Source organism: Pseudomonas sp. P5_B3, assembly GCF_056400405.1.
In genome coordinates this window covers 35,868-53,617 of the sequence record NZ_JBFULI010000041.1, presented here as the reverse complement: position 1 = coordinate 53,617, position 17,750 = coordinate 35,868, and the positions used below count along the sequence as shown (strand labels likewise).

At 62.1% G+C, this 17,750-nt stretch carries 14 protein-coding genes; 12 read left to right on the top strand and 2 right to left on the bottom strand.

Annotated elements, in window-relative coordinates; genetic code table 11:
- The first annotated feature begins 210 nt into the window (after window positions 1-210).
- The 6 genes from AC1DRN_RS21835 to AC1DRN_RS21810 all read left to right on the top strand — a co-directional run bounded on the left by AC1DRN_RS21835 (window position 211) and on the right by AC1DRN_RS21810 (window position 6,268).
- A complete protein-coding gene (locus tag AC1DRN_RS21835; protein WP_223463936.1) occupies window positions 211-468 on the top strand; it encodes a DUF2790 domain-containing protein in 258 nt (85 codons plus the stop codon).
- An 84-nt stretch (window positions 469-552) separates the two neighbouring features.
- A complete protein-coding gene (locus AC1DRN_RS21830) occupies window positions 553-1,224 on the top strand; it encodes a heavy metal response regulator transcription factor (protein WP_046040381.1) in 672 nt (223 codons plus the stop codon).
- A gap of 8 nt (window positions 1,225-1,232) precedes the next feature.
- Window positions 1,233-2,663, top strand: a complete 1,431-nt coding sequence (locus AC1DRN_RS21825) for a heavy metal sensor histidine kinase (RefSeq protein WP_223463935.1) — start codon at window positions 1,233-1,235, stop codon at window positions 2,661-2,663.
- Between the two features lie 189 nt (window positions 2,664-2,852).
- Entirely contained in the window at window positions 2,853-5,168 is a 2,316-nt protein-coding gene (locus AC1DRN_RS21820) for a DUF3772 domain-containing protein (protein ID WP_223463934.1), read from the top strand.
- A 113-nt stretch (window positions 5,169-5,281) separates the two neighbouring features.
- Entirely contained in the window at window positions 5,282-5,500 is a 219-nt protein-coding gene (locus tag AC1DRN_RS21815; protein ID WP_223463933.1) for a DUF4287 domain-containing protein, read from the top strand.
- A gap of 96 nt (window positions 5,501-5,596) precedes the next feature.
- On the top strand, window positions 5,597-6,268 hold the full coding sequence (locus AC1DRN_RS21810; protein WP_223463932.1) for a class I SAM-dependent methyltransferase: 672 nt from the start codon (window positions 5,597-5,599) through the stop codon (window positions 6,266-6,268).
- A gap of 778 nt (window positions 6,269-7,046) precedes the next feature.
- Here AC1DRN_RS21810 and metE read toward each other — a convergent pair.
- Entirely contained in the window at window positions 7,047-9,332 is a 2,286-nt protein-coding gene (metE, locus tag AC1DRN_RS21805) for a 5-methyltetrahydropteroyltriglutamate--homocysteine S-methyltransferase (RefSeq protein WP_223463931.1), read from the bottom strand.
- A gap of 218 nt (window positions 9,333-9,550) precedes the next feature.
- The gene (locus AC1DRN_RS21800; protein WP_223463930.1) at window positions 9,551-11,779 is read right to left on the bottom strand and encodes a TonB-dependent hemoglobin/transferrin/lactoferrin family receptor; all 2,229 of its coding nucleotides are present in this window, start codon (window positions 11,777-11,779) and stop codon (window positions 9,551-9,553) included.
- 244 nt (window positions 11,780-12,023) lie between these two features.
- Here AC1DRN_RS21800 and AC1DRN_RS21795 point away from each other — a divergent pair, with 244 nt between their 5' ends.
- The 6 genes from AC1DRN_RS21795 to AC1DRN_RS21770 are packed head-to-tail and all read left to right on the top strand — an operon-like array spanning window position 12,024 to window position 17,537.
- Complete coding sequence (locus tag AC1DRN_RS21795; RefSeq protein WP_457266140.1) at window positions 12,024-12,809, top strand: energy transducer TonB; 786 nt, start codon at window positions 12,024-12,026, stop codon at window positions 12,807-12,809.
- 17 nt (window positions 12,810-12,826) lie between these two features.
- On the top strand, window positions 12,827-13,897 hold the full coding sequence (locus tag AC1DRN_RS21790; RefSeq protein ID WP_223463011.1) for a hemin-degrading factor: 1,071 nt from the start codon (window positions 12,827-12,829) through the stop codon (window positions 13,895-13,897).
- Window positions 13,898-13,909: 12 nt separating this feature from the next.
- Window positions 13,910-14,800, top strand: a complete 891-nt coding sequence (locus AC1DRN_RS21785) for a heme/hemin ABC transporter substrate-binding protein (protein WP_223463012.1) — start codon at window positions 13,910-13,912, stop codon at window positions 14,798-14,800.
- A 50-nt stretch (window positions 14,801-14,850) separates the two neighbouring features.
- Window positions 14,851-15,834 (top strand): FecCD family ABC transporter permease, encoded by a 984-nt coding sequence (locus AC1DRN_RS21780; RefSeq protein ID WP_223463068.1) that lies wholly within the window; start codon window positions 14,851-14,853, stop codon window positions 15,832-15,834.
- Window positions 15,834-16,601: a heme ABC transporter ATP-binding protein gene (locus AC1DRN_RS21775; protein ID WP_223463013.1), complete on the top strand. Its 768-nt coding sequence runs from the start codon at window positions 15,834-15,836 to the stop codon at window positions 16,599-16,601. Before AC1DRN_RS21780 ends, AC1DRN_RS21775 begins: the two co-directional genes overlap by 1 nt.
- A 51-nt stretch (window positions 16,602-16,652) precedes the next feature.
- Window positions 16,653-17,537, top strand: a complete 885-nt coding sequence (locus AC1DRN_RS21770; protein ID WP_223463014.1) for a ChaN family lipoprotein — start codon at window positions 16,653-16,655, stop codon at window positions 17,535-17,537.
- The last annotated feature ends 213 nt before the right edge of the window (window positions 17,538-17,750 follow it).

Here is a 17,750-nt window from a genome sequence, read left to right as displayed (position 1 = left end):
ATAGCGGAGTGTCAGTCGACATTTTCGGTGTCTGACACACAGCCATCGCGAGCAAGCTCGCTCCCACAGGGACCTGGGTGCTCCCGCCATCCTTTCATTACAACTTTGTCATCAAGCTGTTGGTCGGCTGTCCGGATCGCCTCGTTAACCTGAACTCACTGTCAGGCCAACCACCGGCAGCCACCCTGCCCTTGTAGAGAGAGACTCGTCATGAAAATGTTGATCGCGGGCTTTGTCGCCCTGCTCGCCACCGGTTCGGCGTTTGCCGCTACCCAGCCCACCTCATCGATCATCCACGACAAAGACGGCTTCTATGTCCCGGTGGATGTGGCCAAGGTCCTGTCGATGACCGACCTCAACGGCAAGTGCGGCATCGTCCCGGCGCAGTTCAACTACCTCGACCATCAGGGTCGCGAGCACCAGTTGGACTACCAGGTCCAGGGCGTTGGCTGCATTGGTGAGAACTGAGCGGATGCCTGCCGTCACCGTCGATCGGGCTACACTTGCGCCACTGATGCGCCCCCGTAGCCCGACCGAAACAGGCAGGTCCCGATGAACATCCTCGTAGTCGAAGACGAACCCAAGGCCGGCAATTACCTGCTCAACGGCCTGCAGGAACTCGGATACACGGTGAGCCTGGCGCGGGACGGCGTCGACGGCTTGCACCTGGCCCTGGAACACGACTTCGATGTGATTGTGCTGGACGTCATGATGCCGAAGATGGATGGCTGGGAAGTCCTGCGCCGCCTGCGCAAGGAAGCCGACACGCCGGTGCTGTTCCTCACCGCCCGGGATGACATCGCCGACCGCATCAAAGGCCTGGAACTGGGCGCCGACGATTACCTGATCAAACCGTTTTCCTTCGCCGAACTGGTGGCACGCCTGCGCACCCTGACCCGGCGCGGCCCTACCCGGGAAGAAGAACACCTGCACGTCGACGACCTGCAGATCGACGTGCTCAAGCGTCGCGTCAGCCGCGCCGGCAACCGCATCACCCTGACCAACAAGGAGTTTGCCCTGCTGCACCTGTTCGCCACGCATCAGGGTGAAGTGCTGTCACGTTCGATGATCGCCTCGCGGGTCTGGGACATGAATTTCGACAGCGACACCAATGTCGTCGATGTCGCCGTGCGCCGCCTGCGCCTGAAAATCGATGATCCGTTCCCGCTCAAGCTGATCCACAGCGTGCGCGGCATCGGCTATCGCTTCGACACTCAACCCTGAATGCAACCATGAATGCCATGACGCCGCTGCAATCCGCCTCCCGTCTCAGCCACTCCCTGACCCTGCGTCTGGCGCTGGTGTTCGCCCTGCTGGCGTTTGTTTCGCTGGCACTGCTAGGCGTAGCACTGTATCGCGACCTGGAGCGCGAGTTGATCCATCGCGACGACATTGCCCTGATCACCCGCATCGACCAGTTGCGCACCTTCCTCAATGACAGCAATACCCTGGACCTGATCAAGGCCAAGCCGGCGCTGTTCCAGAACATGATGGGCAACCGCGAGGCCCTGCTGACCATCGGCACCCCTGGCCAACCGCCCTTGCTGGTGGTCAACCCGGGCAACCTGAAAATGCCGGTGCTGACCCCGGTGGCGATGGATCATCGACTGACCCTGAACGACGTGCAGCATTTGCCCAACGTCAATGGCGTGCCGTTTTCCGCCTTGGCGGCGACCATCGACTCCGGTGATCTGGGCAGCCTGCAAGTGGTGACCGGGCGCCTGATGACCGAACGCACCGCCGTGCTCGCCGACTACCGGCTCAATGTGTACCTGTTCGCCAGCGTCGCGGCGATTCTGCTGGCGCTGTCCGGTTATCTGCTGGTGCATCGCGGCCTGTTGCCCGTGCGGCGCCTGGCCCGCCACACCCAGAGCATCGACGTCGGCAACCTCAACGAACGCCTCGACAGCCAGGGCGCGCCGCTGGAACTGTTGCCCATGATCGACGCCTTCAACGCCATGCTCGACCGGCTGGACAAAGGCTTCATCCAGTTGGGCCAGGTATCGACCGACATGGCCCACGAGCTGCGTACACCGATCAACAATCTGCTGGGCGAAACCCAGGTGGCCTTGCAGCAGAACCGCAGCACTGACGCCTATCAGCAACTGTTGGCCTCGAATGTCGAAGAGCTTGAACGCCTGGCGCGCATGCTCGACAACATGCTGTTCCTGGCCCGCACCGATCCGCGCAGTGCCTTGCGTCAGCGCCAGGAGCTGGATGCCGCCGATGAAATGCAACGCATGGCCGACTATTTCGAAGGCCCGGCGACCGACGTTGGCATCTGCATCGATGCCCAAGGCAGCGGTTTGATCTGGGCCGAGCCCATGTTGCTGCGTCGTGCATTGGCCAACCTGTGCGCCAACGCCATCAAGTACGGCGCCCCGCATTCCGAGCTGTGCATCCACGCCAGGCCGACTGCCGACGGCATCCAGGTGCAAGTGCGCAACCACGGCCCGACCATCCCGGCCCAGCATCTGTCACGGCTGTTCGAACGTTTCTACCGGGTCGATGAGTCCCGTGAACGCTCGGCCCAATCCAATGGCCTGGGCCTGTCGATCGTCGCGACGATCATGCAACTGCACAACGGTGCCTGCCACGTCAGCAGTGCCGACGGCATCACCTGCTTCGAACTGTTTTTCCCGGCGCGGCAACAGCATGAGTAATGTCTGGGCAAGAACCAGCCGGGGCACTACCGACAAAACAATGCTCAAGGGTGCGTGTCATGACCTAACCTCATTGGCTAAGTGACTAACAACCCGTCGAGCTCGCCGATGTGCAATGTCTTGAAGTCAATGATCTGCGTCGCCTTCGCGCTTCTGGCGGCCAGCCCGGGATGGCTGTTGGCGGGGGACATGGCCGACGCTCCTGCCCTTGCCCCAGCTCCCGCCCCCGCAGCCCCGATCATCAGCATCGCCGACAGCGAATTGCTGGGGGTGCAAAACCAGCTCAACAGCCTCAAGCAGCAGGTTTCCCAGGCCAGCAATTACACCCAGCTGGAAAGCTCACAGGATCTGGTGCAAGTACTGATTCAGGACATTGAACGCCTGTCCACATCGCTGCTGCCCGGACAGGCGCAGTTGCAGGCGCAACTCAACGTGTTGGGGCCGGTGCCGCTCGACGAGAACGCACTGGTGACGTCTGCCATTACCACCCAGCGAGACGCCCTCGGCGAGCAAAAAAACAAGCTCGATAGCCAGCTCAAAACCCTGGCCGCTCTGAAAACAAGTGCCGCCGAACTGATCACCCAGATTGGCAGTATCCGGCGCAGCCTGCTGGAAGCGGAAGTGACCCAGCAAACCAGCAGTATCCTGAACCCGGGATTCTGGTCGCCATTGTTCGCTCTTCCGATCGAGGACCGCCAGCGTTTCAGCGCCCTCATCGAGCAACTCGAGGCCACGCACCGGGCCGCCTGGCAACCCGGACAACGCGGGATGACCGCCGCCCTGCTGATCCTGGCCCTGGCCATCTGGACCGTGGGACGAAAGCTCGCCGGCCGGGCTCTGGCATGGTTGTGCATCCATCGAATGCCTGAAGGCCGGTTGCGGCGCAGCTCCCTTGCGCTGGCATCGGTAGTGGCGACGGTGCTGACCGCCGGCATCGCCCTGCAACTGCTGCATTTTGCCGGGACCCGCCAACTGCCCTACACCCCACTGCTGGCCGATCTGGCGCAGTACCTGGAAAAGCTGGCCTATACCTGCGTGCTGATCACCGGGTTGAGTCGCGCATTGCTATCGACCAAACATCCTTCATGGCGCCTGCCCGATATCGCCGATCCGGTGGCGCTGGCGATGGAACCCTATCCAAGGTTGCTGGCAAGCCTGCTGCTGGTGCTGGTGACCCTGGTACAAATGAGCAATGTCACCGGCATGAGCGCCGAAGTGGTGTTGTTCGGTCGGGGCATCGTGGCGTTGGTCGCGGCACTGGTGATCGGCGCGCTGCTATTGCGCGTCAGCAAGACGCGCCGAGACCTGATGGTGGCCGGAGAAGCTCCCGAAGGCGTCACCACCTTCGCCGGCCTGATTTATGCGTTTACCGGCTTTGCCGTGGTGGTGTCCCTGTTCGCCCTGGTGATCGGCTACGTGACGATGGCCCGGTTCATCACCTATGAATTGGTCTGGATATTCATCATCTTCGCCGGTTTCTACCTGCTCACACAGGTTTACCAGGACATCTGCGACTACGTTTTTTCGCCCCGGCAACCCGCCGGCAAGGCCATCAAACAGCTGCTGGGCATCGGCAATCCGCGCCTGGAGCAGATCTGCACCGTGTTTTCCGGCGCAGGCCGCGCCATCCTGATACTGATCGGCGTCATCGCGTTGTTTGTCGGTGGGGTCGGTACGACGCTCGGGCAACTGGTCACTGGCACTGTGGCCATACTCGGCGGTGAAGGGCTGCGCAAGCTGAACATCGTCCCGGACAATTTGATGCATGCCCTCCTGACACTGATGATCGGTGTCTACCTGATACGCACGCTGCGCCGCTGGCTGGATAGCGAGTTCCTGCCGAAAACCGAGATGGACCCAGGCATGTGCGCCTCGCTGAGCACCCTGTTCGCCAACATCGGCTACGTGTCCGTCGTCCTGCTCACGCTGGCGTCGCTGGGGATCAAGTGGACCAACCTGGCCTGGATCGTCAGTGCCCTTTCAGTGGGCATCGGCTTCGGCCTTCAGGAGATCGTGAAGAATTTCATCTCCGGCCTGATCCTGCTGACCGAGCGCCCGGTGAAGGTCGGCGACCTGATCAGCATCAGTGGCGTCGAAGGCGATATACGACGGATCAACGTGCGGGCGACGGAAATACAACTGGCCGACCGCTCGATCATGATCGTACCCAACTCCCACCTGATTTCGCAGAACCTGCGCAACGTCACCCTCGGCGGCAGCGCCCAGGGCGTGGTGATACTCGAACTGATGTTCCCGCTGGACATCGACCCTGAGCAAGTGCAAAACCTGCTGCACGACACCTTCACCGAACACGAATCCATTCTCGATAAACCGGTGCCATTTTTGCGTTTCAGTCAGCTGAAACCTGAGGGCATCACCTTGACCATCACCGGTTACGTCGGCAGCCCACGCACCGTCGGCGCGATCAAAAGCGAGCTGCTGTTTGAAATTCTCAAGCGGCTGGGTGCCGCTGGCATTGAACTGGCGAAACCGCCTGCTGCGTGATGCGAGATCACACGGCAGGCAGTTGCTGGATCATGATGGACTCGTTGACGGCAAATAAGTAACGTAACCGGCGCTGCTTTCGAACCTGGAAAATCGAAAAGGGAGTTTGCATCGTGACCGAAGAGACAAAAACCAAAGGACCGGCTTCGTACTTCCCGTCAATCGAAAAAAAGTACGGTCAGCCGATCACCCATTGGCTGGATCTGCTTAAAACCGTCAGCGACAAGAAACACATGGAGATGGTGACTTGGCTCAAAGCCGAACACGGCATGGGTCATGGCCACGCAAACGCGTTGGTTGCCTATCATTTGGCTGCCACCAAAAGCGCCTAGCCACGCGCAGTCGGTGGAGCCGGGTAAAAACCGGCTCCACCGTTAATATTCTGTTGCCCTATCCTTTCATCCAAGCCATCACGCCGGACATCGACCATGTCAGCCCCCGAATCCACCCTCCTCGACAGTTGGCACCACAACGCCCAGGCCTGGATTGACGCCATCCGCAGCGGCACCATCGAAAGCCGCCTCAAGGTCACCGACCAGGCCATTCTGCTGGCGGTGCTGGGTCGTCAGCCCGAGCGTGTACTCGACCTGGGTTGCGGCGAAGGCTGGTTGTTGCGCGCGCTGGCTGAACGGGCCATTGACGCGGTGGGTGTGGATGGCGACGTGACGCTGGTGGAGGCGGCGCGAGCGGCGGGTTCGTCGAAAGTGCATGTGGCGAGTTATGAAGCGTTGGCCGAAGCGAAAGTCGATATCGGCCGCGACTACGACCTGATCTGCGCCAATTTTGCCCTGCTGCATCAGGACATCATCCCCCTGCTCGCCGCCATGAACCTCTTGCTCGCCCCGGGTGGCGCGCTGGTGATCCAGACGTTGCATCCATGGGCAGCTGCGGCAGGCGATTATCAGGATGGCTGGCGGGAAGAGACCTTCGCCGGCTTCAAGGGGCAGTGGCAGCCCATGCCGTGGTATTTCCGTACTCTGTCCAGTTGGTTCAATGCGCTGGACATGGCCGGTTTTACGCTGGTCGGCTTGCAGGAGCCGCAGCACCCGCAAAGCCCTGTGCCGCAGTCGTTGCTGTTGGTGGCCGAGCCGCGGTGCTGAGTGATGCAAATCCTTTGGAAGCTTGCTCGCGATAGCGGTCTGGCTGTCACTTCATCGGCGGCTGTCGAGCCGTCATCGCGAGCAAGCTCGCTCCCACAGGTTTCAGTGGCTGTGCGCAACATCTGAGAACTAACCAAATCATTGTGGGAGCGAGCTTGCTCGCGATGAGGCCGGCACATTCGACATCGATGTCGCCTGACACACCGTCTTCGCGGGCAAGCCCGCTCCCACAGGTTCAGTGGTTGTACGCAAAATCTGCGAACTACCCCAATCATTGTGGGAGCGAGCTTGCTCGCGATGAGGCCGGCACATTCGACATCGATGTCGCCTGACACACCGCCTTCGCGGGCAAGCCCGCTCCCACAGGTTCAGTGGTTGTACGCAAAATCTGGGAACTACCCCAAATCATTGTGGGAGCGAGCTTGCTCGCGATGAGGCCGGCACATTCGACATCGATGTCGCCTGACACACCGCCTTCGCGGGCAAGCCCGCTCCCACAGGTTCAGTGGCTGTGCGCAACATCTGCGAACTAACCAAATCATTGTGGGAGCGAGCTTGCTCGCGATGAGGCCGGCACATTCAGCATGTTCGTTGACTGACACACCGCTTTCGCGAGCAGGTTCAGCGGCTGCACACAAAATCTGCGAGCGACCCAAATCACCTGTGGGAGCGAGCTTGCTCGCGATGAGGCCGGCACATTCAAGATCAATGTCGCCTGACACTCCGTCATCGCGAGCAGGCTCGCTCCTACAGGTTCCGTGGTGCACCTAATACAGCGTCAGGCCCATTCTTTACGCAGTTGACGCGCCGCATTGACCATGTGCACCAGCGCCGCTTCGGTTTCCGGCCAGCCGCGGGTTTTCAGGCCGCAGTCCGGGTTGACCCACAGGCGATCGGCGGGAATGCGCTTGGCAGCCTTGCGCAGCAGGTTGGCCATTTCCGCGGAGTCCGGCACCCGTGGCGAGTGGATGTCGTACACGCCCGGGCCGATTTCGTTGGGGTAAGCGAAGGCTTCGAACGCATCCAGCAGTTCCATGTCCGAGCGCGAGGTTTCGATGGTGATCACGTCCGCATCCATCGCCGCGATGGACTCGATCACATCATTGAATTCGCTGTAGCACATGTGGGTGTGGATCTGGGTTTCGTCACGTACGCCGCAGGCGCACAGGCGGAACACTTCGGTCGCCCAGTCCAGGTAGTGCTGCCACTGCGCCCGACGCAACGGCAAGCCTTCGCGGAACGCGGCTTCGTCGATCTGCACGATCTTGATCCCGGCGGCTTCCAGGTCCACCACTTCGTCGCGAATCGCCAGGGCCAGTTGGCGGGCCTGCACTTCGCGGCTCACGTCTTCACGCGGGAACGACCACATCAGCATGGTCACGGGACCGGTCAGCATGCCCTTCATCACTTTGTCGGTGAGGCCTTGGGCATAGCGGATCCACTCCACGGTCATGGCGTTCGGACGGCTCAGGTCGCCGAAGATCACCGCCGGTTTCACACAGCGCGAACCGTAGCTCTGGACCCAGCCGAAACGGGTGAACACGTAGCCGTCGAGTTGCTCGGCGAAGTACTCGACCATGTCGTTGCGCTCGGCTTCACCGTGCACCAGCACGTCCAGGCCCAGGTGTTCCTGCACTTGCACGGCGTGACGGATCTCGCTGTGCATCGCTTCGGTGTATTCGGCTTCGGTCAGCTTGCCTTGCTTGAACGACTGGCGAGCCAGGCGGATCGACGCGGTTTGCGGGAACGAACCGATGGTGGTGGTCGGGAACAGCGGCAGGTTCAGACCGGCGCGTTGCTTGGCGATACGCTGGGCAAACGGCGAATGACGCTGGCTGTCCTTGGCGGTGATCGCGGCAACACGTGCCTGCACGGCCGGTTTGTGGATGCGCGGCGACGCAGCACGGCTGGCCTGCACGGCACGGCTTCGATTCAGCGCTTCAAGCACTTTCGGCGCTTCCGACTGGTTGACCGCCTGAGCCAGTACCGCCACTTCTTCGCACTTCTGCACGGCAAACGCCAGCCAGCTTTTCAGTTCGGCATCGAGCTTGTCTTCACGCCCCAGGTCAACCGGGCTGTGCAGCAGCGAGCAGGATGGCGCAACCCACAGGCGATCCCCCAGACGCTCGTGAGCATACTGCAACGTGGCCAGGGCGTTTTCCAGGTCGCAGCGCCAGACGTTGCGGCCGTTGACCACGCCCAGCGACAGCACTTTGTAGGCCGGCAGGCGGTCGAGGATGGTCGGGAACTGCTCAGGTGCGCGCACCAGATCGATGTGCAGACCGTCCACCGGCAGGTTGGCGGCCAGGCCCAGGTTCTCTTCCAGACCGCCGAAGTAAGTGGCAACCAGCTTCTTCAGCGGGTCACGCTGAATCAGGTTGTAGGCGCGTTCAAAGGCGTTTTTCCAGTCTTGCGGCAGGTCGAGGACCAGGATCGGCTCGTCGATTTGTACCCACTCGACGCCTTGTGCCGCCAGGCGCTGGAAGATCTGGCCGTACAGCGGCAACAGGCGATCCAGCAGCTCCAGCTTGTCGAATTCGGCGCCCTTGGCCTTGCCCAGCCACAGGTAAGTCAACGGGCCGATGATGACGGGCTTGACGTTGTGCCCCAGTGCGCGGGCTTCTTCGACTTCTTCGAACAGCTGATCCCAACCGAGCTGGAATTGTTGATCGGCGCTGAATTCAGGGACGAGGTAGTGATAGTTGGTATCGAACCACTTGGTCATTTCCTGGGCGTGCGCGCCGCGGCAGTTGTCGCTCACACCGCGCGCCATGCCGAACAGGGTATGCAGGCTGGCCTTGCCGTCGTGCGGGCGGAAACGCTCGGGGATTACACCGAACATCAACGAGTGGGTCAGGACCTGGTCGTACCAGGCGAAGTCGCCGACCGGCAACAGCTCGATCCCGGCCTTTTTCTGCAAATTCCAGTGGGTCTTGCGCAGGTCGCGGCCCACGGCGCGCAGACCGGCTTCGTCGAGCTCGCCCTTCCAGAACGCCTCTTGAGCCTTTTTCAGTTCGCGGTCGCGACCAATGCGCGGAAATCCAAGGGAATGGGCCAATGCCATGACAATAAAAACTCCATCTGGTTAATGGAGCCATTGTCGGTAGTTGGGCCCTGGTGAGACAAACTCATTTTTATCGTGATGATCACGAGTTTCATTCATGGAGATGAGAAAAAGTTTTACACCGCAAAAATATGTGGCGAGGGAACTTGCTCCCTCGCCACGGATCACGCCAGCTTATGAACAACTGCTACCGGCTGTTGCAGATCAGCTCCCGCCCATCAGATTTCCCAGATCAGGTTGACCGCCGCATAACGCCCTGGCTGAGTCAGACGATCAAGCCCTGCCGCGTTCTCGTCGCGGCCCTGCACGTCACCCCAGTTCCAGTACTTTTTGTCGGTCACGTTGAACAGACCGCCATTGACCGACACTTCCTGGGTCACCTGCCACCAGGCCGTCAGGTCGAGCGTGCCGTAGCCCGGGGTTTCGAACTGACGGTTGATCAGAAGGTCGGCATCGCCGCTGTGGTCGACGCGGTCCTTGGCCTGAACCAGAGTCCACATGACCTGGCCGCCGTACACGCCGCTCGGTGCATCGTAGGCCAGGCCCATGACGGCCTTGAGCGGGTCGACACTGTTGAGCGCCTCGCCGGTGTCTTCGTCCTTGCCACGGGCATAGGCAATCGAGCCCAGCGCGCGGGTGCCGGCCGGCATGAAGGCATCCAGCTTGACGTCACCCTTGGCTTCGGCACCACGAATGGTGACCTTGCTCAGGTTGCGCGACTGGAAGGTCAGCGGGATGTCGCTGGTCGGATCAACAAAACTGACAGTGTCGATGAAGTCCTTGTACTTGTTGTAGAACAGCGCAATACCAAAGCTTCCCAGGTCGTAGCGACCACGCAGACCGGTCTCGAAGCTGTCGCTGGTTTCCGCCTTGAGGTTCGGGTTGCCGATTTGCTTGTAGCCGACCTGCGGGTTGCTGAACTCACCGAACATGTTGACCGGGTTAGGTGCGCGGAAACCGGCGGCGTACTGGCCGTACAGGCTTTCGTGCTCGGTCAGCTGATAGGTCACGCCGAATTTCGGCGAGATGTGATCGTCGGTGATGCGCGACGGATCGGTTTCCGACGGCAGGCCATTCAGGAACTCCTGAGTGACGTGCGGGGTCTGGCGGTAGTAGTCGTAGCGCAGGCCCGGCAACAGGGTCCAGCGGCCGATCTCGATGCTGTCCTGCACGAACAGGCCCAGGGATTCGCTGGTCGGATCCGGGAAGTCGCTGACCGGGAAATTCTCCGAGGCCGGTACGGTGGCGCCGGTGTCCAGGCGAACCTCTTTACCGGTACGCAGGTTGCTCGAGTCGATGCGCTTGACTTCACCACCGTAGATCAAATGGTGCCTGGTGTCGGCAATCGCGAACTGTTTGTCGAGCTGGGCATTCAGGCTCCACAAGCGTTCATCGTAAGACGACTGGCGGGTGCGCACGCGGTTGACCCCCGAGGCGGTCTGACGCTGCTGGAAGGTATCCTGGTCGTTGCTGCTTTCCTGATAGTTCAACTGCCATTGCAGTTTGTCGGCCATCGCGCTGTCCAGGCTCAGGGTGTGCGCCAGGCTGTAGCGGGTACGGTCGATGCTGTCTTTGGAAGTGGAGCCGAGAATCGCCGGGCTCATGCCCGTGGCGCGGGGAACGATGTCGCTCAGCAGGTTGCTGTCGGCGTCGTCCTGATAACGCTCGTAAGTGAATTGCAGGCGGTCGCCTTCAGCGTAGTCCCAGCCCAGTTTGGCCAGCACGTTTTCAGTGGTGTAGTCGAGCGGATTGGCTTCTTCACGGTTGACGCCGACACCACCGACGCTGCCAGCGGTATCCGTGGACTGACCGTCACGACGACCCAGGTGCAACAGGCCATCGACAGTCCCGGTACGGCCGGCGAAGGTGGCGCTGCGCTGCCAACTGTCATCGCTGCCGTCATAACCGGTCTTGAAGCGTGCGTAGGCGTCGTCGCCGTCTTCGAGGTAGTCAGCGGCGTCCTTGGTCAGGTAGCTGACCGCACCACCGATGGCGTCGCTGCCGTACAGCGAAGACGCCGGGCCGCGGATGATTTCCACCTGCTTGATGGTATCGAGGTCGACGTAGTTGCTGCGCACGTCCTGGAACGGGCTGAAAGCGTTGCTCTGCGGCACGCGCACGCCGTCGACCTGGGTCAGGACCCGATTGCCGTCGATACCGCGGATGTTCGCCCCGGACAGACCGAAACGGCTACCGGTGCCGCTCACCGAAACACCCGGCTCATAACGCACCAGATCCTTGAGGTCCTTGTCGTTCTGCTGATCGATTTCACGCTCGCTGTGCACCGACACGGTACTCGGCACCTGCAGCAGGGTCTGCTCGGTGCGGGTGGCGGTCACGCTGACGGTATCGAACTGAGTAACGGGTTCGGCGGCAAAAACCAGCGAAGGTGAGAGCAGCAGCAAGGCGAGCCAGGGACGCATGGCGAATGGCGGGCGGATCGACATCTGACTTTTACTCCTGAGAGTCTGACAGCGGTCACGTGCATGCAGGGTGCTGAAGGGGATCTGCATGGGTGACGGCAACTGCCCGGCGTGTGTTTGATTTTTTTGTGAACAAAGCGCTCGGCCCTTTCTCTTGAAGGGATGTATACAAAACGCTTTTCGGCAGCGGCGGCGAAGATAACCAGCTTGACTTGTAAATGCAAATTATTATCATGTGCATTATATTTTAAAGCTGGAACGAGTGTGCATGAAGCACTTCTGGGGTTGTCTGGGGTTATCGATTGCGCTGCATTTGAGCGCCGGATGGCTCGTTCGCGAGATTCAGGCCGCGCCAGAACCTTTGGCCTTTCAGCCGCCGATGGCCATTCAAGTGGTCACCCTGGCGCCGATTGCGGTGCCCGCCCCTGCCCCACCGCAGCCCGTCCGCGCGCCAACGTCAACATCAGCGCCAGCACCAACGCCGGTGAAGGAACCGGCGACAACAAAGGCTGAACCCGCAACGCCCGCGCCAACACCGGTCAAGCCACTGCCGGTCAGCACCCAGCCGTCCATCGTCAAGGCTGCGAGCAAACCGCAACCGGCTCCCAAATCCCAGGCCGATCCACGTCGCGCCGAACCGCTTGAGTTGCCGTTCACCGTGGCGAAAAACCCACCGGCACCGGCAGCGCCCCCCGCCGCCGTACCCGCACAGAACACCCACCCGGCCACGCCGGTCGCTGCTGCCCCGGCCCCCATGCTCTCTCCGGTGGTCAGCCTGCGCCCGACCTTCGTCACCCCGCCCCCCGCGCCTCGCTACCCCACCACTGCACGTCGCCGAAACCAGCAGGGCGTGGTGCGGGTCGAGGTGCGCCTGGATGAACGCGGCCAGCAACTCAAGCTGACGCTGGTGCGTTCTTCCGGGGTGGAAAGCCTTGACCAGGCTGCACTCGAAGCCGTCACCACCTGGCGTTTTCGCCCCGAAATTGTCGACGGCCGGGCCGTGCCCAGCCGCGTAGAGATACCAATAGAATTCGCCCTCACGGCGAACCGTTGACCCTGAAGGAGCTTCACATGACTGCACAAACGTCCGCCCTGCCAACCAGCCCGGCCCTGTACCAGACCTGGCAACAGCTACGCGCCGAACAACCGGGCCTGCGCGCCCGCGACGCCGCCGCCAGACTGGGCGTCAGCGAGGCCGAGCTGACCGCCAGCCGCCTGGGCACCGACACCGTGCGCCTGCGCCCGGAGTGGAAAGAGCTGCTGCCAGCCCTCGGCGAACTGGGCACCATCATGGCCCTGACCCGCAACGAACATTGCGTACACGAACGCAAGGGCGTGTACAGCGAAGTGACGGTGATGGGCAGCGGTCAGATGGGCATGGTGCTGTCGCCGGACATCGACCTGCGCCTGTTCCTCAGCGGTTGGGCCAGCGTGTTCGCCGTCGATGAGACCACCGCGCGCGGTCCGCAGCGCAGCATCCAGGTGTTCGACCGTCAGGGCCTGGCCGTGCACAAGGTCTACCTGACCGCCACCAGCTTCGATGCCGTCTGGGCGCCGTTGGTCCAGCGTTTCCGTGCTGAAGAACAAACGGCCGAACTGAACCTGCAACCGCTGCCGCAAGCCAAGGCACCGCGTGCCGATGACGAAGTCGATGTAGACACCCTGCGTAGCGAATGGTCGCAGCTCAAGGACACCCACGACTTCTTCTTGCTGCTCAAGCGCAATGACGTGGCGCGCACCCAGGCCTTGCGCCTGGCCGGTCACGAGTGGGCCGAACCTCTGGCCACCGTCGAGCTGACCCGCGTCATTGAAGAAGCGGGCAAGCGTGAAGTGCCGATCATGGTGTTCGTGGGCAACAAGCACTGCATCCAGATCCACTCCGGCCCCGTCAGCAACCTGCGCTGGATGGACACCTGGTTCAACGTGCTCGACCCGATGTTCAACCTGCACCTGAAAACCACTGGCGTGACCGAACTGTGGCGTGTGCGCAAGCCAAGCGTCGATGGCATCATCACCAGTTACGAAGGTTTCGATGCCGAAGGAGAGCTGGTCATCCAGTTGTTCGGCGTGCGCAAGCCGGGCATCCCTGAGCGTGACGACTGGCGTGCCCTGGCTGAAACCGCCACCCCTCTGATCGGCTAAGGAATAGTTCCGATGCGTATGAAAACACTGCTGGCCTGTGCCAGCGTGCTCGTCAGCCAGATGGCCGTCGCCGATGCCCTGCCCCAGCGCTGGGTCAGTGCCGGTGGTGCGTTCAGCGAATGGGTGGTTGCCCTGGGCGGCGAAAGCAAACTGGTGGGTGTCGACAGCACCAGCCTGTACCCGCAATCGCTGCGCAGCCTGCCGGGCGTCGGCTACCAGCGTGCGCTGGCGGCCGAAGGGATCCTGGCCCTGAAGCCGGACATTCTGGTGGGCAGCAACGAAATGGGCCCGCCACCGGTACTGGAGCAACTCAAGGCGGCCGGCGTGCGCATTGAATTGCTGTCGGCCAAGGCCGACGTGCCGGCCCTGCAACACAACCTGACCGAGCTGGGGCAACTGCTGGGTAAGGAAACTGAGGCGCAAGCGCTGATGGGCGGTTACCTCAAGCGCCTGCAAACCCAGGCCGATTGGGTCAAGCTGGCGCAGCAACAGCAACAGCAACCGGCTCCCCGGGTGCTGATGCTGCTCAGCCACTCCGGTGGCAACCTGCAAATGGCGGGCAAAAACACCCTGGCCGCCTGGATGATTCAACAGGCCGGAGGCAAAAGCCTGGGTGAGCACAACGGCTACAAACCGGTCTCCAGTGAAGCCATGCTGAGCCTGGACCCGCAAGTAATCATCTTTGCCGGTGGTCGTCTGGAGGGTGATGCGGCGCGTAAAGCCTTGCTGGAACAGAACCCGATCCTGGCGCAAACCCAGGCCGGTCGAAATGGCCGGGTGGTGGTGATCGACCCGACGCTTCTGGTCGGAGGCCTTGGCCCGCGTGTACCGGATGCACTGACGCGTCTTTCCACGGCGTTCTACCCGGACGCCAAAGCGCAGACTGCCGGGACCAACCCATGACGGCCATTTTTCGGCCGCGTCCGACGTTGATCTTTTTGCTGCTGTTGCTGGTGCTGGTGTTCTGGTTGTCCCTGGCCCTCGGGCCGGTCAGCCTGCCCCTGGGCGATACCTTGCTGGCCGGGATGCGCCTGCTGGGGTTGCCGCTTGACGGTGGCGACACGCAGCAGGCGGAGTTGATCCTCGGTCAGATTCGTTTGCCGCGCAGTCTGCTCGGCATCGCCGTCGGTTCAGTACTGGCGCTGTCCGGCGTGGCGATGCAGGGGTTGTTCCGCAACCCCTTGGCGGACCCGGGTCTGGTCGGTGTTTCCGGTGGCGCGGCACTCGGTGCCGCCCTCGCCATCGTCGGCGGCAGTCTGCTCGGTGGCATGCCAGCGGCCATCGAACCTTATCTGCTGTCGGTCAGCGCCTTCGCCGGTGGCTTGATCGTCACGGCGGTGGTGTATCGCTTTGGTCGCCGCAACGGGCAAACCGACGTTGCCACCATGCTCCTGGCGGGTGTGGCAATGACGGCCATGGCCGGTGCCGGGGTTGGTCTGTTCACCTACCTGGCTGATGATGCGACCTTGCGTACCCTGACCTTCTGGAACCTGGGCAGCCTCAATGGCGCCAGCTACCCGCGCTTGTGGCCGTTGCTGATCGTCACCGTGGGCGTGGCATTGTGGTTGCCACGTCGCGCGGCAGCACTCAATGCCATGTTGCTGGGTGAGTCGGAGGCCCGTCACCTTGGCTTCGACATCGAGCGGATCAAGCTGGAGCTGGTGTTGTGCACCGCCCTTGGCGTCGGTGCCGCTGTAGCGGCGGCCGGCCTGATCGGTTTTATCGGTCTGGTGGTGCCGCACCTGATGCGCCTGCTGGTCGGCCCGGATCACCGGGTGTTGCTGCCCGCCTCGTTGCTGGCCGGTGCCAGCCTGCTGTTGCTGGCTGATCTGGCGGCGCGCCTGCTGTTGGCGCCAGCCGAATTGCCCATCGGCATCGTGACCGCACTGATCGGCGCTCCGTTCTTTCTATATCTGTTGGTGCGAGGGCGTTCCTGATGCTGCAGGCAAACAACTTGCTGGTACGTCGTGGCAACCGCACGGTACTGGCAAACATCGATATCGAGTTGCGCCCTGGTGAAGTACTGGGTGTGCTGGGACCGAATGGCGCCGGCAAAAGCACCCTGCTCGCTGCCTTGTGTGGTGAGCTGGCGTCCAGTGAAGGCAGGGTCAGCCTCGACGAGCGTCCGCTCGCCGACTGGCCGGGTCAGGAACGGGCCAAACGCCTGGCGGTGCTGCCGCAGAGTTCGAGCCTGAACTTTGCGTTCTCGGTCAATCAAGTCGTCGGCATGGGTCGCTTGCCTCACGCCAGCGGCCGCGTGCGCGATGACGAAATCGTCGCCGAGGCGCTCAAAGCCGCCGACGCCCTTCATCTTGCCGGACGCAGCTACCTGGCCCTGTCCGGCGGTGAACGCCAGCGCGTGCATCTGGCGCGGGTGCTCGCTCAGCTCTGGCCGGGTGCCGAAGGGCAGACCCTGCTGCTCGATGAGCCGACGTCGATGCTCGATCCGCTGCATCAGCACACCATTTTGCAAGCCGTGCGCGACTTCGCCGAGCGCGGCGCTGCCGTGCTGGTGATCCTGCACGACCTCAACCTGGCCGCACGTTACTGCGATCAACTACTGTTGTTGCAACAGGGTCTGCCCCACGCCTATGGTCCACCGGCAGAGGTGCTGACCGCCGAGGCGCTGGCAGCGGTGTATGGGCTGGAAGTGCTGATTCACCAGCATCCGGAACGCGGTCACCCTTTGATCATCGCGCGCTGATACCACCCCTCCTCCGTCATCGAGGGGGCACCTGTCCAATAAGGAAAACCGATGCGCTTTCTGTTGCTCTGTGCATTCAGCCTGTTGGCTGCCTGCCAAACCCATCAGGCCACACCACTGCCGGCGCCGATCGCTCCGCAAGGGCGTGATCACGCCGACCTCGGGGTCATCCGTGAACTCGCCACGGGCCGTACGCTGACGCCGCAAGAACTGGTCGAACGCCTGGCCCGTGTGCCTCGGGTATTGGTCGGCGAACAGCACGACAACCCTGACCACCACGCCCTGCAATTGTGGCTGCTGCGCGAACTGGCGGCGCAACGTCCGCAAGGTAGTTTGTTGATGGAGATGCTCAATCCCGATCAACAGGCCAGGGTCGATGCCGCGCAAGCCGCGACCCGCGCGGGCCAGCCACCGGCCGATGCGTTCACGACGCTGGCCTGGCAGGCCAATTGGGACTGGAGCGTCTATGGCGCACTGGTCACCTACGCGCTAAGGCAACCGTATCCACTGCTGGCGGCGAACCTGGACCGCGCGCAGATCATGCAGATCTACAAACAGCGCCCGGTACTCACGGGGGCAGCCTCCACCACCAAACAGGTACAGGCGACCTTGCTCGAAGACATCCGCGAATCCCATTGTGGCCTGCTGCCCGAAGCACAGATGCCGGCGATGCTCGCCGTGCAGCAGCAGCGTGACCGGCACATGGCAGAGCGCCTGATGGCTGCACCGACGCCTGCGTTGCTGCTGGCCGGTGCCTTCCACGTACGCAAGGATCTGGGGGTGCCGCTGCACCTGAAGGACCTGGGGGCCGGTGAAGGGAATGCGGTGCTGATCCTGGCCGAAGCGGGCAAGACCGTGACCGCCGAAAGTGCGGATTTTGTGTGGTACACCGCCGCGCAACCGGAAAAGGATCATTGCGCGCAGCTGCGTCGTTAACCCCCCTGTAGGAGCAAGCTTGCTCGCGATGGTCGTTAACGATAACGCGTATTTACTGGCTAAACGCGGCTCTCTTGAGTCCATCGTCGGAACGCCGCCAGGAGCAAGCTCGCTCCTACAGAGGACTACATTCGCTTAAGTGAACAGCATTGCACTCCGGCGCGACACTATGTCACGCCTCTTCGTCGGTCCAATGGTCGTATCCGCCCCTCC